Source organism: Paenibacillus sp. FSL W8-0187, from assembly GCF_037969755.1.
GTDB lineage: Bacteria > Bacillota > Bacilli > Paenibacillales > Paenibacillaceae > Paenibacillus_AQ.
Map to the genome: position 1 here is coordinate 4,673,890 of NZ_CP150206.1, position 17,348 is coordinate 4,691,237.

The following is a 17,348-nucleotide window of genomic DNA, read 5'->3' on the forward strand; positions in this document are numbered from 1 at the left end:
AAGCTACAGATAACCAACAGATAAGCCAATTTTCTTTTCATTTCTTTTATGCACCTCACTGACTAATTTTTTATATTTTTGCTGTTGTTCATATGACGAGAAATGTCGAAACTCCTCAAATAAGCCCATACATCTCAACATACCTTTAACACTATTAATTCTAATCGAATATGTTAAACTTTCCAATAAATAATCTATTCCTCTATCAAATTGTTCTCTTGAAAAATTGTATATGGCTAATTCAGTCTGTAGACGTGTAAAGCGATCAAGCGTGACTTGTTCACTTATTTTTCCAAGATGACTCTTTTGTTCTTTAAGAATAAGATAATTCTGAAAACGTTCTAAAATATCATCGATATCTAAATTATATCGGTTAGCAGCAATCAGAATATTACATAGTGCTAGAAAAATCTCATCTTCTCTCTTGGCTACATATTCAACATAATCAATTAATACATCAGCTTGTCCTGCCATAAGTTGATATATGTAACGATTTGCCTCAGCCCATTCCTTAAATTGAGTCATAATTTTTCTTTCTTGAGGATCAGGTTCATTTATCCAATCGGGATCTGAATATAAAGATATATAATATAAACCTTTTTCATAGTCTTCTTGTTCACGAGAAACATCCGCTTGGATTAGATATGCGTACAAAATATAAAAAATAATTGGCTGCTTTGGGAACTCTTGATTTTTAAAGTCGTTTTTCAGTTGCTTATACTGAGCTATTCCCTTATTCTCCAATCTCTCTGCCAAATATTCCATTTTATCCCATCTATCTAGAGACAAATTCACGTTGATTAATTTTACAAGCGCATCCAACTGATACATCTCATCCAATCGATCCACGTATGGCTCAAAATAAACGGCTGCCTGCAAATTTGCATCCTGATCATCCGTTAGTTCTAATACAAACAACCGATACTGACAAAGGGCCAACCGCTCCGAATGCTGAAATCGTTCACTCTCCGCCACGCTTTTATACAGCAGTACAGCCGCCTCATGTTTTCCCTCTTTGAAAAAAAGCTCTGCCGTTTCAAAGAGTAAGGGTGAATAAGAGATATTATCCATCGTCATCCGGACAGCCTTGTCCAGACAATTCAGCTTCCCCAGTTCCGCGCATCGGTGAAGAAACGGACCTAGCCGACGCCAATCCGGCGTAGCATGAAATATGCATTCATCGATATACAGCTCGTAAAAACAACCCTCTTCCAGACCCATACCTAACGTAATCCGGTCCAATTGCTGCATGGAAATCGGGCGGTTGCCATTCAGGATGTTGCTGAGTGTGCCGCTATTGACCCCCGATATCTCAGCAAACCGATTAATCGTCATTTCGTTCTTATGTAAAAACTCTTCCATTTGTTCGCGAATCGTGGCTGTCATTTCCAAGCTAACACCACCCTTTAGGATCAGAACCCAAATATTAGTATATTTCTCTATACAGTAATCATATTGATTAATATTCCAGCGGTCAATACTTATTTACGTCATTTTTTTACAAAAAATAACCAATACAATTTAAAAATGCCAAATTCAACACTTTTCTTTATGATTTATATATCGTCAGTTTGATCACTACGATGAGAAAAAGCGCTCCGAAATTTTCGGAAGCGCTTTGTTGGACAACAATAAGGGCCCTGACTTCAACCAAGTCAGGGCCCTTACTTACTATATCCTCTCCTAGCTCCTTCTTGCCTGAATTAATGTGAACCAATTCGAATCCCCATTAAATACACCGTATACTGTGTATACAGGCTGATAGAAGTTTTTCGTGTCATATATGAACGATAGCTCAATTCCTGTTATATCCAGTTGGTCACCCTTTTTAATAACGAGTTGATCATCCGTTAATATTGCATTTCTTTTGATTTGTGGAAATTCACCATTTTTGATACGATCATACACCTCTGCAGGAGACAATATATCTACTTCCTTAATAAATTGATTCTCTTGGAGCCCATTATTTATCGAATAGATACTGCCATCTTGTTTAAGACCGAGTAACAGCTCGCCAGTCCAATAACTCTCGTGTAGACCCGCTTTATCCGGGAGGGACCATTGAAATTCCCCGTCCTCCAATGCTGTAAAATCAGCGTCTTGAGGGAGTAGGCCAAGATCGGCCATTATGGTTTTGGCCTTTGCAAGACTCGGTTCTTGGTCAGCGAATGATATATTACGCTCTGGTATATCATTGTCCTCAGTTAACGACCAGTTTCCATCTTTGGATTGATAGAATGTAAATGGTGTTCCTGATTTGTCTTCCAATAGAACCTCACGATCGCCATCCCAATCCTTAACCTTCAACTCAGATAATCCTAACTTCTGCTGCAGCAGGGCTTCTACTCCATCCCGCTGAGTGATTTTCTTGTAGACGGGGGCCACTGCGGGTGCCGAGCTTAACTGAAGGGATGTTGTTACATGAACACCTTTCATATTCCATTTGGTAAACGAGTTTATGGCCAGGTTACCGAACTCCTGCTGGAAGTAGACGATATTCATGCCGACAAATAACAAACCCATCAATAAAGGGATCGCCAGGTTTCCCAGCAGGCTTTTCATTCTTACTCTTTTGTTATAAACAATGGAAGCAGACAGTCTGTATAACTGGTATCCAAAAATACCACCAAGCGTGTTGTTTATGATATCAGCAAGCTCAAACAGTCCTGCGCCTGAAAGCGTCTGATAGGTTTCAATAAAGAGCGTAGAACTTACAACGACAAGAAGAAGCCACTTGAATGCTTTAAATTTTCGGCTGATGAAAGGCAGCAATATTCCCATCGGGATAAACATGATGATATTAAATATACCGTTCTGAAGATCACGTAAGGAATATTTGTTCCATGCTTCAACATAATCGCTGAATGGATGGAGATTCATCTGCAAGAAATGAGAATTGCCGCGGCCCAACATCGTTAGCTCAAGTACAAATACAACATATCCGATGAACAAGGCGCCAAGAAAAAGCTTGTTCATTTGAATCCGTGGCTTTCCCTCTGATTGTTGTTTTCTATAATAAAGATAATAATATAACCCGATTAGAACGAATTCGATCCCGATAATTACGATGATCGGCAGCATTAAAAAACGTAGATTCGTATAGATTGCATCGATCCCCAAAACGAGGCCCCCCTTGTGACTTTATTATAATGATGGTTGACACTGTCTTTCCTTGCAGCTTCAAGTCAGAGCCGGTCACTTTTATATACTCTCCTGCTTTAACGCGTCGATAATGTCTTCCTTTTTTACTTTCGCGCTGGAATATAGCATGGCAGAACCGACAATGACAAATACGGCGGCAATGACAGACAGAATACTCATCCAGGGAAGGACGAATCCGTAGCTAAATTTGTTCGCAAAGGCCATATAGATCAAATACATCACGACGAAGCTGATAGGAAGCCCGAACAGCAGTGATTTGGCTCCATAAAAAACACTTTCGTAGTTCATCATTTTCGCAAAGCCTTTTGGCGTCATTCCAACGGATTTCAGCATCGCAAATTCCCGCTTTCGAAGAGCGATGCTCGTTGAGATCGTATTAAAAATATTCGCAATCGAAATCACTGAAATTAATACGATAAAGCCATAAGTAAAGACGGACATCAATAGTATCATCTGTTCTTCCTGTTTTCTGGATTGGTACACATTGTACACATACAGATTAGGCTCTTTCATTTCTTCGATTTCCTGCTGCGTTTTCAGCGGGTCCGCACTTTTCAGATAGAGAAAGGTTTGAACGAACTCCCCGCTCTTATCGTCTGCCAGTTGATTTAGGACTCGTTCCGAGACGACGATATTTAACCCGCCTGTTCCGATTGAGTTCATCCCCATCGGAGATCGATCCGTCAACGCCGCAATGTACACTTCACTTACATCCGTCACTTTTTCCGTTTCCTCATCGAACGTAGTCAAATCGAGACTTTGCCCAACATTCGCATGAATAGCCTTCGTTTGGACGTATTTTCCCGTGTCCATATCTTTATAATCGATGGTATCGATCACGATGGCGGAGAGATGTTCCGGATCCGTCAGTAACTCGTAATCTGCTCCGACTGCTTTGGCATAAGCCCGCAGGTTCGAATCGTTTAATGCATTGATTTTAATATCGTAAGGATATTTTCCGTCCTTCAGGATACTCTTATCCTTCTTGACCGCCTCCTGCAATTCATCGGCGATGGACGCTTCTTCGATCCAAGCGTTCCTGTACAACTCATGAATCACGCTGTATTCCGATACATCCGAAAGGGATGCAATGGACTGAACCAACCGATCGTCTATTCTTTTTTCATTGCCGTAAGATAGTTCTATATCATAGTTGACGCCTTCCTGCGACATGGCCAAGGATTGTTTCAGATTACCGGTAAAAAATGATACCGTTAAAAACAAAACGATGCTGATCACGAGCGAAAATACGGTGGCATGGTATCTCCGCTTGTTCCTTTTTAAGTTCTTCAATCCGATCTCCGCTTCGATTCCGAAGAGCTTTCGAATCCATTTCGGCGTTTCCACGCTTTTGCCCGAAAGCTTCACATCGGTAGTTTGACGAATCGCATCCATGGCTGAAATCCGGGATGCTTTGACGGCCGGGAGATACGTCGATATGAAGATCGTCAACATGGAGACAGCGCAGGCAATCAAAATCGATAACGGCGTGACGATCACCGTTAGCTTTTCAGTAATTCCTAAAGCCCCTTGAATGATAGCGTTAATGAACTGAAAGGTAATACCGATCCCGGCAAGACCGCATAGGATTCCAACCGGAATGCTGATCAAGCCAATAATGACACCCTCAAAAAACACCGAATTTCTCTTCTGCCTTTTCGTAGCCCCCACGCTTGCAAGCATCCCTAAATGGCGGGAACGTTCCGAGACGGAAATTGCAAAAGCATTATAGATCAGCGAAACTGAGCCGATCATAATGACCGCCATCAGGATCACCGATAAGGAGACCATCGTGCTGTACGAGGCTTCGCTTTTGAAAACGCCATAATAATGAAGCAAATCGTGATGATATTGGACCGTTTCGATCTGGTTGTTCTCTGCCAGGTTTTCTGCATGTGCGAACAAGGACTGATTGACTTTTTGCAAGACTACCGCCGCATTGACTCGATCGTTTGCCCCGATGATGTTTTCATCGACATAGCTAATGGTCGTATACCCCGGGGCCCACGCCGGTTCCCATACGGGAGGTTTGATGAAGCCTACGATCGTGTAATCCCTAGTCATCGTATTATGCAGCGTTTCGTTCTTTTTGTTATCTACGATGCGCAGCGATTCGGTTTGGCCCAGCGGTTGATCATTCCCTTCCTCGAATCGTTCGCCGACGCGCAGAGTGAGACGATCCCCGATTTCATATTTCACCTTGGCGTTTGTCGCAGCGGCTTCAGAAATCACAACTTCCTTGTCGGTTTGCGGCAGACGCCCCTTGCTCACTTCAATCGGAAATTGCGCTAAACCTTGTGCATCATAAGCCTTGATGAACCAATATGGCTTATTTGGATTTTGTCCCCCTTCTAATGGGGCATAACCAAGATCGTTTGTGATCGCAAGGGTCTTGGTTGCGTCATCGTTTTTTATCGCTGCAAGCTGTTCCTTGTTTACATCTTGATATAGGACATGCCATTCCCCTTCATCTGCGATGGTTTGCCTTTTCATTAAATCCAAGTAAGAAAAACCAAGCGTTGCAACAGCCGTCACCATGGCAACTGACATGATGACACCTATGATGGTTACAAGCGTTCTTCTCTTGTTTTGCCGCAAATGTCTGACGGTGAGTTTATTGACAATATTCAAGGGCGAATCACCTCGTCTTTGGCAATCCTTCCGTCTTCAATCGAAATGACTCTGTCAGCTTGCAAAGCGATTCGTTCGTCATGCGTGATCACGATCAATGTCTGGTGATAGGTTTTATTCAACATTTGCAATAAGTCGATGATCTCGCTGCTATTCTTGCTGTCCAGATTCCCGGTCGGCTCGTCCGCCAGCATAATGGCAGGATTACTAATGAGTGCTCTGCCGATCGATACCCTTTGCTGCTGTCCGCCTGATAATTGATTAGGCAGATGGTTTAAGCGATGTTGCAGATTCAAAGTCTTCACGAGACCATCCAACTGCTTCTTATCTACCTTTTGGTTATCAAGCAAGAGCGGGAGCGTAATATTCTCTTCCACCGTCAAGACGGGAATCAGATTGAAAAACTGGTAGATCAGCCCGATTTGTCTGCGCCTGAAGATAGCCAGCTGCGTTTCGTCCAAGTTATACATATCCGTATCCTCTACGAGGACCTTGCCGCTCGTCGGCAAATCCACACCGCCCAGCATATGCAGCAGCGTCGATTTCCCCGATCCGGACGGGCCAATGATGGCGACAAATTCACCTTTTCGAACCGAAAAGGAAACATCGTCAAGCGCCTTTACCGCCGATTCGCCTTTACCGTATATTTTAGACAGATGATCTATCTTTAAAATTTCCATTGTCATATCTCCCTCCCTTCATGCTCAATTCCAGCTATATACCATCTCTTTATATCCAACATCCCACAGGGTTACATTTCCCTCAATGGTTATCGTAAGCTCATTGGCCTGTGGGAGGAAAATGGAGGTCATATCCGGCTCATGGCGTCCGGCTTCTACAGATACAGTCAGTAACTCATGTCCATCGGCGGTAACCCTAATGCTGCCTTGGGAATCCTCCTGATCGGGAATTCCATAATTCAAAAAGAGGTACACCTCCTTCTTATTGCCTAACGTGTACCTGTACGTTTCCTTGTTTTTGCCTTCAATGCTGTACATATTATATTGGGGTTCCACGTCTTGACCGCCTATCTTAAGACGGTTCGGTTTCGTTCCCGTTGATGGATTGCCGTTACTGTCCTTCCATTCGTTTATCGCCACAAAGGGGCCCATCTCTTTGGTGAACACTTGATCAACCACCCCGAAGATGCCCCACACCCCGAGCATCAAAACAACGCTGGAAATACCCGCAGCAGCAATATTTCTCCAGATGTTTTTCGCGCGAAAGCCAAGTTTGTACGCCCCGAATCCGATCGCTGCGCCCGTTGAGTTCTGTATGACGTCGTTCATGTCGAAGCTGCCGAGGAAAGTTAGTGCCTGAATCGTCTCCAGCAGAAGGATGGATAGGATGAACAATGTCATGAAGCGAACAAAGCTAGTCCGAAATAACAACGGAATCATTATGCCAAAAGGAATGAAAGCGGCGATGTTCCCAAAACCCACAAAATCCATCAGCGTAGGATGTAGAAGATCTGATAGACTTGGCACCCTGAAAAAACTGTCAGGTAAAAACATAAAGGTGTACTCGGAGATTTGATCTACCTTACCTACCCTGCCGAAAGCGAAAAACAAAAAATAAAGAATAAACAGGGTGTAGAATATCGTGATAGCAAAAATAATCTTACGTTGTTGCTTCAAATGCATGGTCGTACCTCCATCGTTCATCTGTCGAATATCATTGTATCTGTCTAAAATGACTTTTCAGTGACGATGAAGGTGACAATTCAGTCACTTACGGAGTGCCGCTAAATCACGTGCTTATAAAATTTAATCCGAAACTGCGTACCCTTGTCGCTGCTGCTCGTCACATCGATCACGCCGTTCTGACTTGCAATAATGCTGTAAGCCATCGCAAGACCAATGCCGATGCTCCCCTCGCTCGCATTTTTCCCTTTATAAAAACGTTTGAAAATATAAGGTAAATCTTCTTTTGGAATTCCTTTTCCGTTATCAACTATGATAATTTCCGTAAATAGCGCATTTTCGGAAAAAGAAATGGCTATGAGTCCGCCTTCATGCGTGTGCTCAACGCCATTTTTCAAAATATTGATAATCGCTTCGGCCGTCCATTTGAAATCACCGACAAAAGAGACGCTGTCATCGCCCTTGATGGAAACCGTTTGGTCCTTGATCTCCATCGGAATCAACACCGGTTCTAATGCCTTTTGTATAAGCTTATGAACGAATACTTGATCTCTTTTGAACTGGATTGTCTTTTCCTCGATTCTCGATAGCTTTAACAAAGAAGAAACAAGCCAATCGATTCGTTCAAGCTGAATACGGATATTGCGGGTGAACTCCGTTCTTTTCGCTGGAGGCAGGTCGGGTTTGCTTAGCAAATCTGCCATCACCGTCATGGAGGTAAGCGGCGTTTTAAGCTGATGCGAGATATCGGAAATGGCATCCGTCAGCCCCGTTTTGTCTCGCTGAAGAAGCGATCGCTGCTCCGATAGCATGAGTGTCACTTTATAAATATCATTTTTTAAAATGCTAAGCTCGCCTTCTTGATTATCACGAGCGTCAAGTGAATAATTGCCTCTGCTTATTTCACGCAAATAGACGGACAGCTGTTCAAGTTCGCGGTATCTCCATTTCGTGAATAACAGACTGCTTCCAATAAGTAATATAGACATGATGAAAACGAGCGTCGCAGCTACAGACGAAATGAAAGCAGCGGCAACGCCCCCCACTAAACTGATGGAACCCATGATCAACAATAATATCTGAATCTCTCGATTTCGCAGCATCTAATCACCGACCTTATATCCTAAACCGCGTACCGTTTTGATCATCGTGGGATGCTGCGGATCATCCTCCAGCTTTTCCCTTAGTCTTTTGATGTATACCGTTAGCGTATTGTCGTTCACGAAGTCGCCTGCCACGTCCCAAATCTGCTCCAAAAGCTGGTTTCTTGACAGAACTTGTCCAATATGGTTACCAAAAATCAACAATAAGCGATACTCCAGAGCGGTCAATGAAATTTCCGCGCCGTTTTTATACACTTTTCCTTCCAGCGTATTCAAACGAACCTGGTCAATGTTAATGATCCCTTGGGTCTGAGACGACTTATGGTATCTCCGCAAGACGGACTTGATCCGCGAGAGAAGCTCGCGAATACGAAATGGTTTTGTAATATAATCATCCGCTCCCATGTCAAGCCCCATCACGACATTGACCTCATCGTCGATCGCCGTTAAGAAAATGACCGGAATATCTCGTTGCTCTTTCACCATTTTGCATAATTCATAACCGCTTCCATCCGGGAGCGATAAATCAAATAAGCATAAAGCGAATTGATCTATATCTTCAGCGAGCACTTTTTTTGCAGAAACGACATCATGGCATAGAACGGTAGAAAAGCGATCTTGCTGCAGCGAATACTCCAGCCCGGACGCAATCGTTTTATCATCTTCCACTAACAATATTTTCATCTGTAGATCTTCTTTACGAACGACCATGGAAGAATAAGCCTCCTACATTCAAATGTCCGCTAGTTTAAGACTAGCGGTCGTCAGGCATTTTTAAAGCACACTCTTGATCTTTTTCCGGATTAAAGATGTGGCTCACCCAACATTAACACGTTATCAGGAATCCATGCAAAAAGCGATGGAATTGAAAACAGTCCTATCATTAAGCGACCTCAGTAGTTAACTGGCCAGGAAGAAATTAGCGTATAGAAAAACGCTAAGCCTGTCAAGATTGAAGGCTTAGCGTTATATTCATTATCATGTTTCCCGTCTCAACGCAAGATGCTTACCCAAGAACCAAACGATCGTCCGACAACTTATGACCGCTAATCTGCTCAAATTCCCCGAGCAGCTGCGCCACCGTCAGGGATTTCTTGCGCTCTTGGTCTACATCCAGAATGATGCGTCCCTTATCCATCATAATGAGGCGATTGCCAAGACGGATGGCTTGCTCCATGTTATGCGTGACCATGAGCGTGGTAAGCTTCATGTCGCGCACGATGTCATCGGTTATCCGGGTGATCAGCTCCGCACGCGCCGGATCGAGCGCTGCCGTATGCTCATCCAGCAGCAGGATTTGCGGCTGCGTAAAGGTCGCCATCAGCAAGCTTAGTGCTTGACGCTCCCCTCCCGACAGCATCCCGACTTTGGCTCGGAGCCGATCCTCGAGTCCAATGCCAAGCCGCTCTAAGTGCTTGCGGAAGCCCGCCCGCTTGGAGGCTGTAACGCCTATGCTGAGCCTGCGGGACTGGCCCCTACGATATGCCATCGCGAGATTCTCTTCGATGGTCATATGCGGCGCAGTGCCCGCCATCGGATCCTGGAATACCCGGCCGATCCAGCGACTGCGACGAAATTCCGGCAGATGGCCGATCGAAGTGCCGTCAATGCGCACTTCGCCTGCATCCGGTCTCATTACCCCGGAAATGATATTCATCAGCGTGGATTTGCCTGCACCATTACTTCCGATAACCGTTACGAAATCCCCCGGATTCAAGTGAAGATTGACATCCATCAAGGCAATCTTCTCATCCACCGTTCCCGGATTAAACAGCTTGGACACATGGTTCATTTCCAGCATCAGAGCGCACCTCCTTTGGTCTTCCCTTGCGCAGCTAACAGTTCGGTTGAGCGCCTCCGTGCCTGTGAACGCTGCTTCATCGCCCGGTTGATGGTCGGAACCACGAGAGCGATAATGACGATGATGGCGGTGATCAGTTTTAAATCTGAAGCTTCAAGCCATGGAATCTCATAGGCAGCGGCAACAACAATCCGATAAATAATCGAACCGCAGACTACAGCCAGCGTCGTCCGGAATACCGAACCGGTCCCAAGCACGGCCTCGCCAATGATAACGGATGCCAATCCGATCACAATCATACCGATACCTGAGCTAATGTCGGCAAAACTGGATTGCTGGGCAACCACGGCGCCGGATAAGGCCACCAGACCGTTTGAAATGCTGAGCCCCAGAATGGTTGTAGTGTCCGTGTTCGCACCAAAGCTGCGGATCATCCGCTTGTTATCCCCTGTCGCGCGCAGCGCTAGACCAAGATCCGTGCGGAAGAATGCATCGAGCAGCAGCTTGCCGATGATCACAATCACTAACATAATATAAATCGGATCGATCGATCCGAAGATATTCGCTTCCTGGCTCAACGAAATATTAGGCTTACCCATAATCCTCATATTGATCGAATACAGGGCAATCATCATAATAATACCCGAGAGCAAACCGTTGATTTTACCCTTGGTATGCAGCAGGCCTGTACAGATACCGGCTAACATACCTCCGGCAAACGCAGCCAGCGTAGCAAGCCATGGATTCACACCGTTGGTAATCAGAATCGCTGCAATCGCTGCGCCTGTCGTAAAACTTCCATCCACTGTTAAATCCGGAAAATCCAAAATTCGGAACGTGATATATACCCCGAGTGCCATCAGCGCATACAGCAGCCCCAATTCAATCGGACCATCCAGCCTCATCACGAAATCCAGCATGTCATTGACCTCCTTAAGGATTAAGAAGTAAGGCGCGGGCTGTTATCTCCGCGCCTTACAGTTACTCGATGATGTTGTTATCCGGGTCTTTGACTTCCTGTTTCATGGCGTCGGTCACTTCAATACCATAGTCAGCCGCAACCTTCGTGTTCAAAATCAGATCCAGCTTATCCGGCTTCGTCACTTCCATGTCCGCCGGATTTTTGCCGTTTTTCAGGATCTCTACAGCCATCTGTCCAACCTGATAGCCGTGGTCGTAATACTTAAATCCGACGGTTGCAAAAGCCCCCTTCTCCACCGTATCGCGGTCGCTGGAGAAGAACGGAATTTTATTCTTTTGTGCCGTTTGGATAATCGCGTCAACGCCGCTGACCACAACGTTATCCAACGTGATATAGTAAGCATCTACCTTGCCGACTAACGATTCCGCGGCCTGTTTCACTTCGGATGTGTTCGTTACAGCCGCCTTAACCAGCTCGATGCCATGCTCGGCGAGCGCCTCTTCAGCCGTCTTTGCCATAACCACTGCATTGGCTTCCCCTTCATTAATGACAAGGCCGATCTTCTTCACATTCGGGAAGTTGGTGCTGATGAAATCCATCAGCTGTTTAGCTGCCTCCGGGTTGGTATCCGATGCACCGGTGACGTTGCCACCCGGCTTCTGCAAGTCGCTTACCAGCTTTGCGTCAACCGGATCGGTCACCGCTGCGAACAGTACCGGCTTTTCCTTTACGTTCTCAGCCACTGCCTGCGCGGACGGGGTGGCGATAGCGACCACCAGATCCGATTTCGTATCCTTCAGCTTCTGGCCGATCGACAGGTTGTTCGCTTGATCGCCTTGCGCATTGTTGTAATCGATTTTAAGCGTGTTGTCTTCCTCGGAAATTCCGGCTTCCTTTAAAGCCGCCAGAATGCCTTCCCGCGTTGCATCCAAGGATGGATGCTCTACGATCTGCGAAATAGCGATGCTATAGGATTTCTTCTCCGCTTCTCCGCCGCTGCCCGTTTGAGTCGTACCGCCGCCTTCCGGCTTGTCCCCGCATCCTACCGCTGTAACCAGCAGTGCGGAGAGTGTAAGTGATAACCACATTTTTCTCTTCATCATGATTCCCCTCTCATTTGTTAACCGCTTCAATAATTTTCTACATAAAGCGACAACGCTTCCCCGCTTTCATAGACAAAAGCATTAAAGTCAAAAAATAAGTCGTTCCTATTGAACAACGATCTATTATGAATATTTTATATGTACCCAATTGTTTTCGTCAATCAAGATTTTATAAAGCATGTAATGGTTTACATAAAGAACATCCCCGGACGTTACAAGCTTCCGGGGATTGTCAACTAAACGAAATATTATTTATATAGTAGAAAAAATCCGGAGCGTCTACAAAATGGACCGGCCCTGCATCGTCGCTAGCCACGCTTCTGCCATGAGCGCATGACCTGCGGGGGAAGGATGAACACCGTCAGATGCCCAATAACTCATCTCTATCTTGGAGCTGGCTGCAGCAAAAATGCCGTCGAGCGGAACGTACAGCGTCTCAAATTCTCGCGATAATTCGCGAACGGCCTGAATTTTGGGATCCAGATCCTCCCGCCATTCCTTCTTCGCTTCCGTAACAGGCAGCAAGAACGGCTCCATGAGAATAAAATTCGCGCCGGTTAACTCGCGGGTTTGGATAAGCAGCTCACGATACCCCTCATAGTAGGCTTCCACGGACGTTGCTTCACCACGATTATACTTCCTGCCGGTCTCATTAATACCGACCAGAATGGATACCCATGTCGGATCCAGGTCAATACAGTCTTCCTCCCAGCGCCCCCGCAGATCGACGACCCGGTTACCACTGATTCCGCGGTTTACAAAACGCAGCCTTTTCAAAGGCAGCTCCATACCAAGCCGGGCAGCAGCCATCAGCGCATATCCATGCCCCAAACTGTCCGACTCCTCGTAATTTCGCCCGCAATCGGTAATACTGTCGCCTTGAAACAATACGAGTGCATTTTGCTCGATATGTACCATGCTGTTCAACGCCTCCAATAATTGAAAGTGTTCTCAAGCTCACCCCTTCATCATAACCGCTTTCCTGCAATCGTGAAACCCCTTAAATTCACATATCATGGCAAACTTTCTATACATTTAAGTTGACTATGTGGAGTGAATTCACTACAATTCTATAGGTACACGTATGGCTGAATATATAAAAGAACAGGTGATTAAATCATGTCAGAGCAACAGAAGTATCAGATCCTTCTCTATTATAAATTTGTTCAAATCCCGGACCCTGAAGCGTTCAAAGACGAGCATCTGCAATACTGCAAAGATCTTGGACTCAAAGGACGTATCCTGGTTGCCTCCGAAGGCATCAATGGTACGGTATCCGGTACGATTGAACAGACTGAGCAATATATGCAGGATATGCACGCCAACCCGCTATTTGCGGACATGGTGTTTAAGATTGACCCATCCGAAGGGCACGCATTCAAGAAGATGTTTGTCCGTCACCGCGAAGAACTCGTTACCTTCCGGGTGGAGGATGAGCTCGACCCTAACGAGATCAGCGGAACCCGCTTAGCGCCTCAAGAATTCTATGAATACTTGCAGCGTGATGATGTAATCGTCATCGACGGACGGAATGACTACGAATACGATATTGGTCATTTCCGCAATGCGATACGTCCAGAGGTTCAATCCTTCCGTGAGTTTCCGGATTGGATTCGCGAGAACCTGAGCGAGCATAAGGACAAAACCATCCTGACTTACTGCACAGGGGGCATTCGATGCGAGAAGCTGACCGGCTTCATGCTGAAGGAAGGCTTTAAGGACGTTGCCCAGCTGGAGGGCGGCATTGTCACCTACGGGAAAGACCCTGAAGTAAAAGGCCGTCTGTTCGACGGGAAATGTTATGTATTTGATGAGCGTATTGCTGTACCGATCAATCAAACGGACGAGGATGTCATCGTTGGTAAATGCCACCATTGCGGAAAGCCCGAAGATCGGTACATCAACTGCGATAATGACGCTTGCCACCTGCAGCATGTATGCTGCGAAGAGTGTGAGGAACTTCATCATGGCTGCTGTTCCGCGGAGTGTGAAGAGATTGTTGCTGCAAGCCATAATGCTTCCTGAGCCAACCCAGCCATAAATAGTTATAACTAAAGGAAAGGGCAAGGTTGCGATTCACTCGCACCTTGCCCTTTTACTATACGATCTCGTCTGCATTCAGACGTATTAAATATCATGGAAAACAGCCAGTTCAGCTTCGATAGCAGCTTTGATCTTCTCGACGCATTCTTCCGTCGTTGCCGCGAATACACGTTTACCATTCACCAGTGCATATGGCCGCAGCTTGCACAGACCGCAAAGATTCATGCAATCGGCCCGCAGGACAGCGATTTCGGGATACAATTCCTCAAGATGCTCAAGCTCCAAAGCACTCATCAAGTTGCTGTCGCATATTTCCACAACGACAATCCCCATCCCCATCTTCATCACCACTATTCCATTTGACAATACGTTCATTCATTATGAGGAAAACGCCCGGTTTTGTCAAATCGGTCTTTGTTGAAGGTTAGTGAATGAGGGATTCCGCTCCGTCGATATAAATTTCAGTGCCGGTGATATGGGAAGCGTCATCCGATGCAAGAAATGCTACAAGTTGGGCAACCTGTGAAGGCTGTCCCGGTCCGTCCGCCAATGGCTGATCACCTTCCGGATATTCAATCGGGATCGTCACCTCGTCGAGCTCTGGCTTCTCGATGGTGCTCTCATCAATGTTGGTTGAAATCGCGCCGGGACAAATGGCATTGACCCGAATTTTATAACGTGCGAGCTCCAGAGCCGCCATCTTCATGAAAGCAACCTGTCCGGCCTTCGTGGTGCTGTATGCTGAGAAACCAAAGCCGGTAAACACCCGGTTACCGTTAATGGAGCTCGTAATGATGATGCTGCCACCATGCTCTTTCAAATAAGGAATCGCGTATTTTACCGTGGCAAACGTTCCTCTTAAATTGGTATTGATCGTAGCATCCCATTCATCAAGCTCCATCATCTCGATCGGAGCCTTGGTCCCATTGATCCCGGCATTGGCAAACACGATGTCCATCTTTCCCCACTTCTCGGCAGCTTGGCTGAAGCAATCCTTCAGCGATTCCGCTTTGGAAATATCACAGTTGCCGGTCAGCGCTTCGCCTCCGCCTTGCTCAATCGCTTGCTTCACCTTCTCCACGCGTTCACGATCAATATCGATCAACAGCAGTTTCGCTCCTTGCTCCGCCAAAAGAAGGGCTGCGGCCTGGCCGATTCCGGAACCAGCACCGGTAACGATGGCTACTTTACCATCCAAACGTTGATTTGTTGACATTGCCACAACCTCCTCGTTTAAGTTTTCCTGATTATAGATAACCCAACGAGTCGGTATCTGAATCTTGGCTGTCTAAAGCTGGAATACCGCCGGTTTTACACATACCGGTTTGGATTGCGAGACGGTATATCCCGTAAAGGCAAGCTTGCCGTCTTCCGGATTCACATCAAACAATACAAGATTATTCCCGTCTCTATTGGCGACAATCAGAAACTTACCCCCAGGCATCAGCGTAAAATGACGCGGGTGTCCGCCTTCTGTCGAAATATATTGAACCGGACTTAAGCGACCGGTATCTTCATGCACGGAAAATACGACAATGCTGTCATGTCCGCGGTTAGACCCGTATACCGTTTTGCCATCCGCCGACACGGCAATCTCGGCGCAGTAACTCTCCCCGTCAAAATCCGCAGGCAGTGTCGATATCGTTTCCAGTATTTCTAAACGCCCCTCGTTCGGGATGTAGCGAAGCACCGTGACGCTGGAATTCAACTCGTTGATGACATAAGCGTAAGCACCGCTTGGGTGGAACGCTAAATGACGGGGGCCTACGCCTGCTTCCAACTGGGTTTCGCCATGAAAGCTCAATTCTTGGGTATTCTCATTTACCGTGTAAGCGAGAATTTTGTCCAGTCCCAAGTCCTGTACGAACACGAATCTACCATCTGGACTGTAAAACGCCGAATGCGCTCTGGATTGCTGATCTTCCCGTACAGAAACGAGATCCGCGTGTTTCTTCTCATCCAGAAGTTCACCGGCTTGTCCATCCGTACCGATTGCATGAAGGCCTACCAAACCTCCATGATAACTCGAAACAATCAGATGCTTGCTCGCTTCATCTCGCTGGATATGGCAAGTAGAGCTGCTCACACTGCGAATACGGTTCCGTTCGGTCAGCTTGCCGGCCATAGGGTCAATCTCAAAGCTGATGACCTCGCCAGTCTTTCCGCCTTCCTCTGTAATTTCGCCAATGGCATATAAACGTCTGGCTTCCGGGTCTACGTTCAGAAAGGTCGGATTCTTAATGCCGGATACCTCATCAAGCAGCTTCAGTTCGCCGCTATCCCCGTTAAATTCATATACGCATACTCCGCTTTGGTTGTCTTCCGCATACGCACCTGTAAACAGCAGCGTACGTTGTGATGGATTCGCCATAATGTCTATCTCTCCTCTCATTTATCTATACTTATCATGTTTTATGTAGTGTACTTTCAGTTACCATGTTAACTTCAACCCTAATGAAAATCAAATGACTTGACGTCTGATGTCTGTTTGTCTTTTGTCATACCGGGTATGTATGTATTATATCGACTGAAGGAGGTATTCCCATGAAACAACCGAACAGCGAGGAAGTACGCAATCAGCAGAATACGGAGAATGACTCTCAGGAACAAAGGGACAAGGTGAAGAAACACCAGGATGTGGAGCCTCAGGCTGAGAATTGGAACCCTCGGGATCTTCCGGATCCAAACGATAAAAAATCTCAATCATAATGAAATAGTTAAGAAGGCCGCATGGACATTCCATGCGGCCTTCAGGCTGTTGAGACCCCCCTGTTTTTTGCAGGTGGTAAGTTTTTTCTTAATAGTCTCAAAACTAGGGGCCTAATTATATAGGATTAGCTAGCTGTGGCAAGAAAATAGATAATAATAAACAAAGCAACAACTCCTAAGATAATCCACAAAGCTTTATTGTTCTTCATTTCACCCATCAACTCCCTCCAC

The 17,348-nt window shown here is 45.9% G+C and carries 16 protein-coding genes; 2 read left to right on the forward strand and 14 right to left on the reverse strand.

What is annotated here, in order from left to right:
- Positions 1-3 precede the first annotated feature (3 nt).
- The 11 genes from MKY48_RS20925 to MKY48_RS20975 form a co-directional block, all read right to left on the reverse strand.
- Positions 4-1,392: a helix-turn-helix transcriptional regulator gene (locus MKY48_RS20925; protein ID WP_339290728.1), complete on the reverse strand. Its 1,389-nt coding sequence runs from the start codon at positions 1,390-1,392 to the stop codon at positions 4-6.
- Positions 1,393-1,683: 291 nt separating this feature from the next.
- The gene (locus tag MKY48_RS20930; RefSeq protein ID WP_339290729.1) at positions 1,684-2,976 is read right to left on the reverse strand and encodes a VanZ family protein; all 1,293 of its coding nucleotides are present in this window, start codon (positions 2,974-2,976) and stop codon (positions 1,684-1,686) included.
- Positions 2,977-3,201: 225 nt separating this feature from the next.
- Positions 3,202-5,793 carry an FtsX-like permease family protein gene (locus tag MKY48_RS20935; RefSeq protein ID WP_339290730.1) on the reverse strand — a complete coding sequence of 864 codons (2,592 nt, stop codon included), beginning with the start codon at positions 5,791-5,793 and terminating at the stop codon, positions 3,202-3,204.
- Entirely contained in the window at positions 5,790-6,473 is a 684-nt protein-coding gene (locus tag MKY48_RS20940; protein ID WP_326094861.1) for an ABC transporter ATP-binding protein, read from the reverse strand. The genes MKY48_RS20935 and MKY48_RS20940 overlap by 4 nt, the downstream gene beginning before the upstream one ends.
- Before the next feature lie 24 nt (positions 6,474-6,497).
- On the reverse strand, positions 6,498-7,436 hold the full coding sequence (locus MKY48_RS20945; RefSeq protein WP_339290733.1) for a VanZ family protein: 939 nt from the start codon (positions 7,434-7,436) through the stop codon (positions 6,498-6,500).
- A 101-nt stretch (positions 7,437-7,537) separates the two neighbouring features.
- Positions 7,538-8,539, reverse strand: coding sequence for a HAMP domain-containing sensor histidine kinase (locus tag MKY48_RS20950; RefSeq protein WP_339290735.1), 1,002 nt, complete (start codon positions 8,537-8,539; stop codon positions 7,538-7,540).
- Entirely contained in the window at positions 8,540-9,223 is a 684-nt protein-coding gene (locus MKY48_RS20955; RefSeq protein ID WP_339293539.1) for a response regulator transcription factor, read from the reverse strand.
- Positions 9,224-9,545: 322 nt separating this feature from the next.
- Positions 9,546-10,340 carry an ABC transporter ATP-binding protein gene (locus tag MKY48_RS20960; RefSeq protein WP_076322082.1) on the reverse strand — a complete coding sequence of 265 codons (795 nt, stop codon included), beginning with the start codon at positions 10,338-10,340 and terminating at the stop codon, positions 9,546-9,548.
- A complete protein-coding gene (locus MKY48_RS20965; RefSeq protein ID WP_194543472.1) occupies positions 10,340-11,260 on the reverse strand; it encodes an ABC transporter permease in 921 nt (306 codons plus the stop codon). The genes MKY48_RS20960 and MKY48_RS20965 overlap by 1 nt, the downstream gene beginning before the upstream one ends.
- 61 nt (positions 11,261-11,321) lie before the next feature.
- On the reverse strand, positions 11,322-12,362 hold the full coding sequence (locus tag MKY48_RS20970) for an ABC transporter substrate-binding protein (RefSeq protein ID WP_339290737.1): 1,041 nt from the start codon (positions 12,360-12,362) through the stop codon (positions 11,322-11,324).
- A gap of 282 nt (positions 12,363-12,644) precedes the next feature.
- On the reverse strand, positions 12,645-13,283 hold the full coding sequence (locus tag MKY48_RS20975; RefSeq protein ID WP_076322084.1) for an SGNH/GDSL hydrolase family protein: 639 nt from the start codon (positions 13,281-13,283) through the stop codon (positions 12,645-12,647).
- A gap of 201 nt (positions 13,284-13,484) precedes the next feature.
- On the opposite strand from MKY48_RS20975, the gene MKY48_RS20980 reads away from it, so the two are divergent.
- Positions 13,485-14,390 (forward strand): rhodanese-related sulfurtransferase, encoded by a 906-nt coding sequence (locus MKY48_RS20980; protein WP_339266069.1) that lies wholly within the window; start codon positions 13,485-13,487, stop codon positions 14,388-14,390.
- A 102-nt stretch (positions 14,391-14,492) separates the two neighbouring features.
- Here the strand turns inward: MKY48_RS20980 and MKY48_RS20985 are convergent, their stop codons facing one another.
- The 3 genes from MKY48_RS20985 to MKY48_RS20995 form a co-directional block, all read right to left on the reverse strand.
- The gene (locus MKY48_RS20985) at positions 14,493-14,741 is read right to left on the reverse strand and encodes a DUF1450 domain-containing protein (RefSeq protein ID WP_015736210.1); all 249 of its coding nucleotides are present in this window, start codon (positions 14,739-14,741) and stop codon (positions 14,493-14,495) included.
- A 91-nt stretch (positions 14,742-14,832) separates the two neighbouring features.
- The gene (locus tag MKY48_RS20990) at positions 14,833-15,624 is read right to left on the reverse strand and encodes an SDR family NAD(P)-dependent oxidoreductase (RefSeq protein WP_339290739.1); all 792 of its coding nucleotides are present in this window, start codon (positions 15,622-15,624) and stop codon (positions 14,833-14,835) included.
- Between the two features lie 72 nt (positions 15,625-15,696).
- Positions 15,697-16,779 (reverse strand): lactonase family protein, encoded by a 1,083-nt coding sequence (locus MKY48_RS20995; protein ID WP_339290741.1) that lies wholly within the window; start codon positions 16,777-16,779, stop codon positions 15,697-15,699.
- A 173-nt stretch (positions 16,780-16,952) separates the two neighbouring features.
- Between MKY48_RS20995 and MKY48_RS21000 the strand changes: the two genes are divergently transcribed.
- Positions 16,953-17,117 carry a hypothetical protein gene (locus MKY48_RS21000; protein WP_202618974.1) on the forward strand — a complete coding sequence of 55 codons (165 nt, stop codon included), beginning with the start codon at positions 16,953-16,955 and terminating at the stop codon, positions 17,115-17,117.
- Positions 17,118-17,348: the final 231 nt, after the last annotated feature.

Excerpts from the sequence above, each read along its gene's own strand:
- MKY48_RS21000 (WP_202618974.1), top strand. The coding sequence starts at position 16,953 with ATGAAACAACCGAACAGCGAGGAAGTACGCAATCAGCAGAATACGGAG.
- MKY48_RS20995 (WP_339290741.1), bottom strand. The coding sequence starts at position 16,779 with ATGGCGAATCCATCACAACGTACGCTGCTGTTTACAGGTGCGTATGCG.
- MKY48_RS20950 (WP_339290735.1), bottom strand. The coding sequence starts at position 8,539 with ATGCTGCGAAATCGAGAGATTCAGATATTATTGTTGATCATGGGTTCC.
- MKY48_RS20970 (WP_339290737.1), bottom strand. The coding sequence starts at position 12,362 with ATGAAGAGAAAAATGTGGTTATCACTTACACTCTCCGCACTGCTGGTT.
- MKY48_RS20980 (WP_339266069.1), top strand. The coding sequence starts at position 13,485 with ATGTCAGAGCAACAGAAGTATCAGATCCTTCTCTATTATAAATTTGTT.
- MKY48_RS20955 (WP_339293539.1), bottom strand. The coding sequence starts at position 9,223 with ATGAAAATATTGTTAGTGGAAGATGATAAAACGATTGCGTCCGGGCTG.
- MKY48_RS20975 (WP_076322084.1), bottom strand. The coding sequence starts at position 13,283 with ATGGTACATATCGAGCAAAATGCACTCGTATTGTTTCAAGGCGACAGT.
- MKY48_RS20945 (WP_339290733.1), bottom strand. The coding sequence starts at position 7,436 with ATGCATTTGAAGCAACAACGTAAGATTATTTTTGCTATCACGATATTC.
- MKY48_RS20960 (WP_076322082.1), bottom strand. The coding sequence starts at position 10,340 with ATGCTGGAAATGAACCATGTGTCCAAGCTGTTTAATCCGGGAACGGTG.
- MKY48_RS20965 (WP_194543472.1), bottom strand. The coding sequence starts at position 11,260 with ATGCTGGATTTCGTGATGAGGCTGGATGGTCCGATTGAATTGGGGCTG.
- MKY48_RS20990 (WP_339290739.1), bottom strand. The coding sequence starts at position 15,624 with ATGTCAACAAATCAACGTTTGGATGGTAAAGTAGCCATCGTTACCGGT.
- MKY48_RS20940 (WP_326094861.1), bottom strand. The coding sequence starts at position 6,473 with ATGGAAATTTTAAAGATAGATCATCTGTCTAAAATATACGGTAAAGGC.
- MKY48_RS20930 (WP_339290729.1), bottom strand. The coding sequence starts at position 2,976 with ATGAACAAGCTTTTTCTTGGCGCCTTGTTCATCGGATATGTTGTATTT.
- MKY48_RS20985 (WP_015736210.1), bottom strand. The coding sequence starts at position 14,741 with ATGGGGATTGTCGTTGTGGAAATATGCGACAGCAACTTGATGAGTGCT.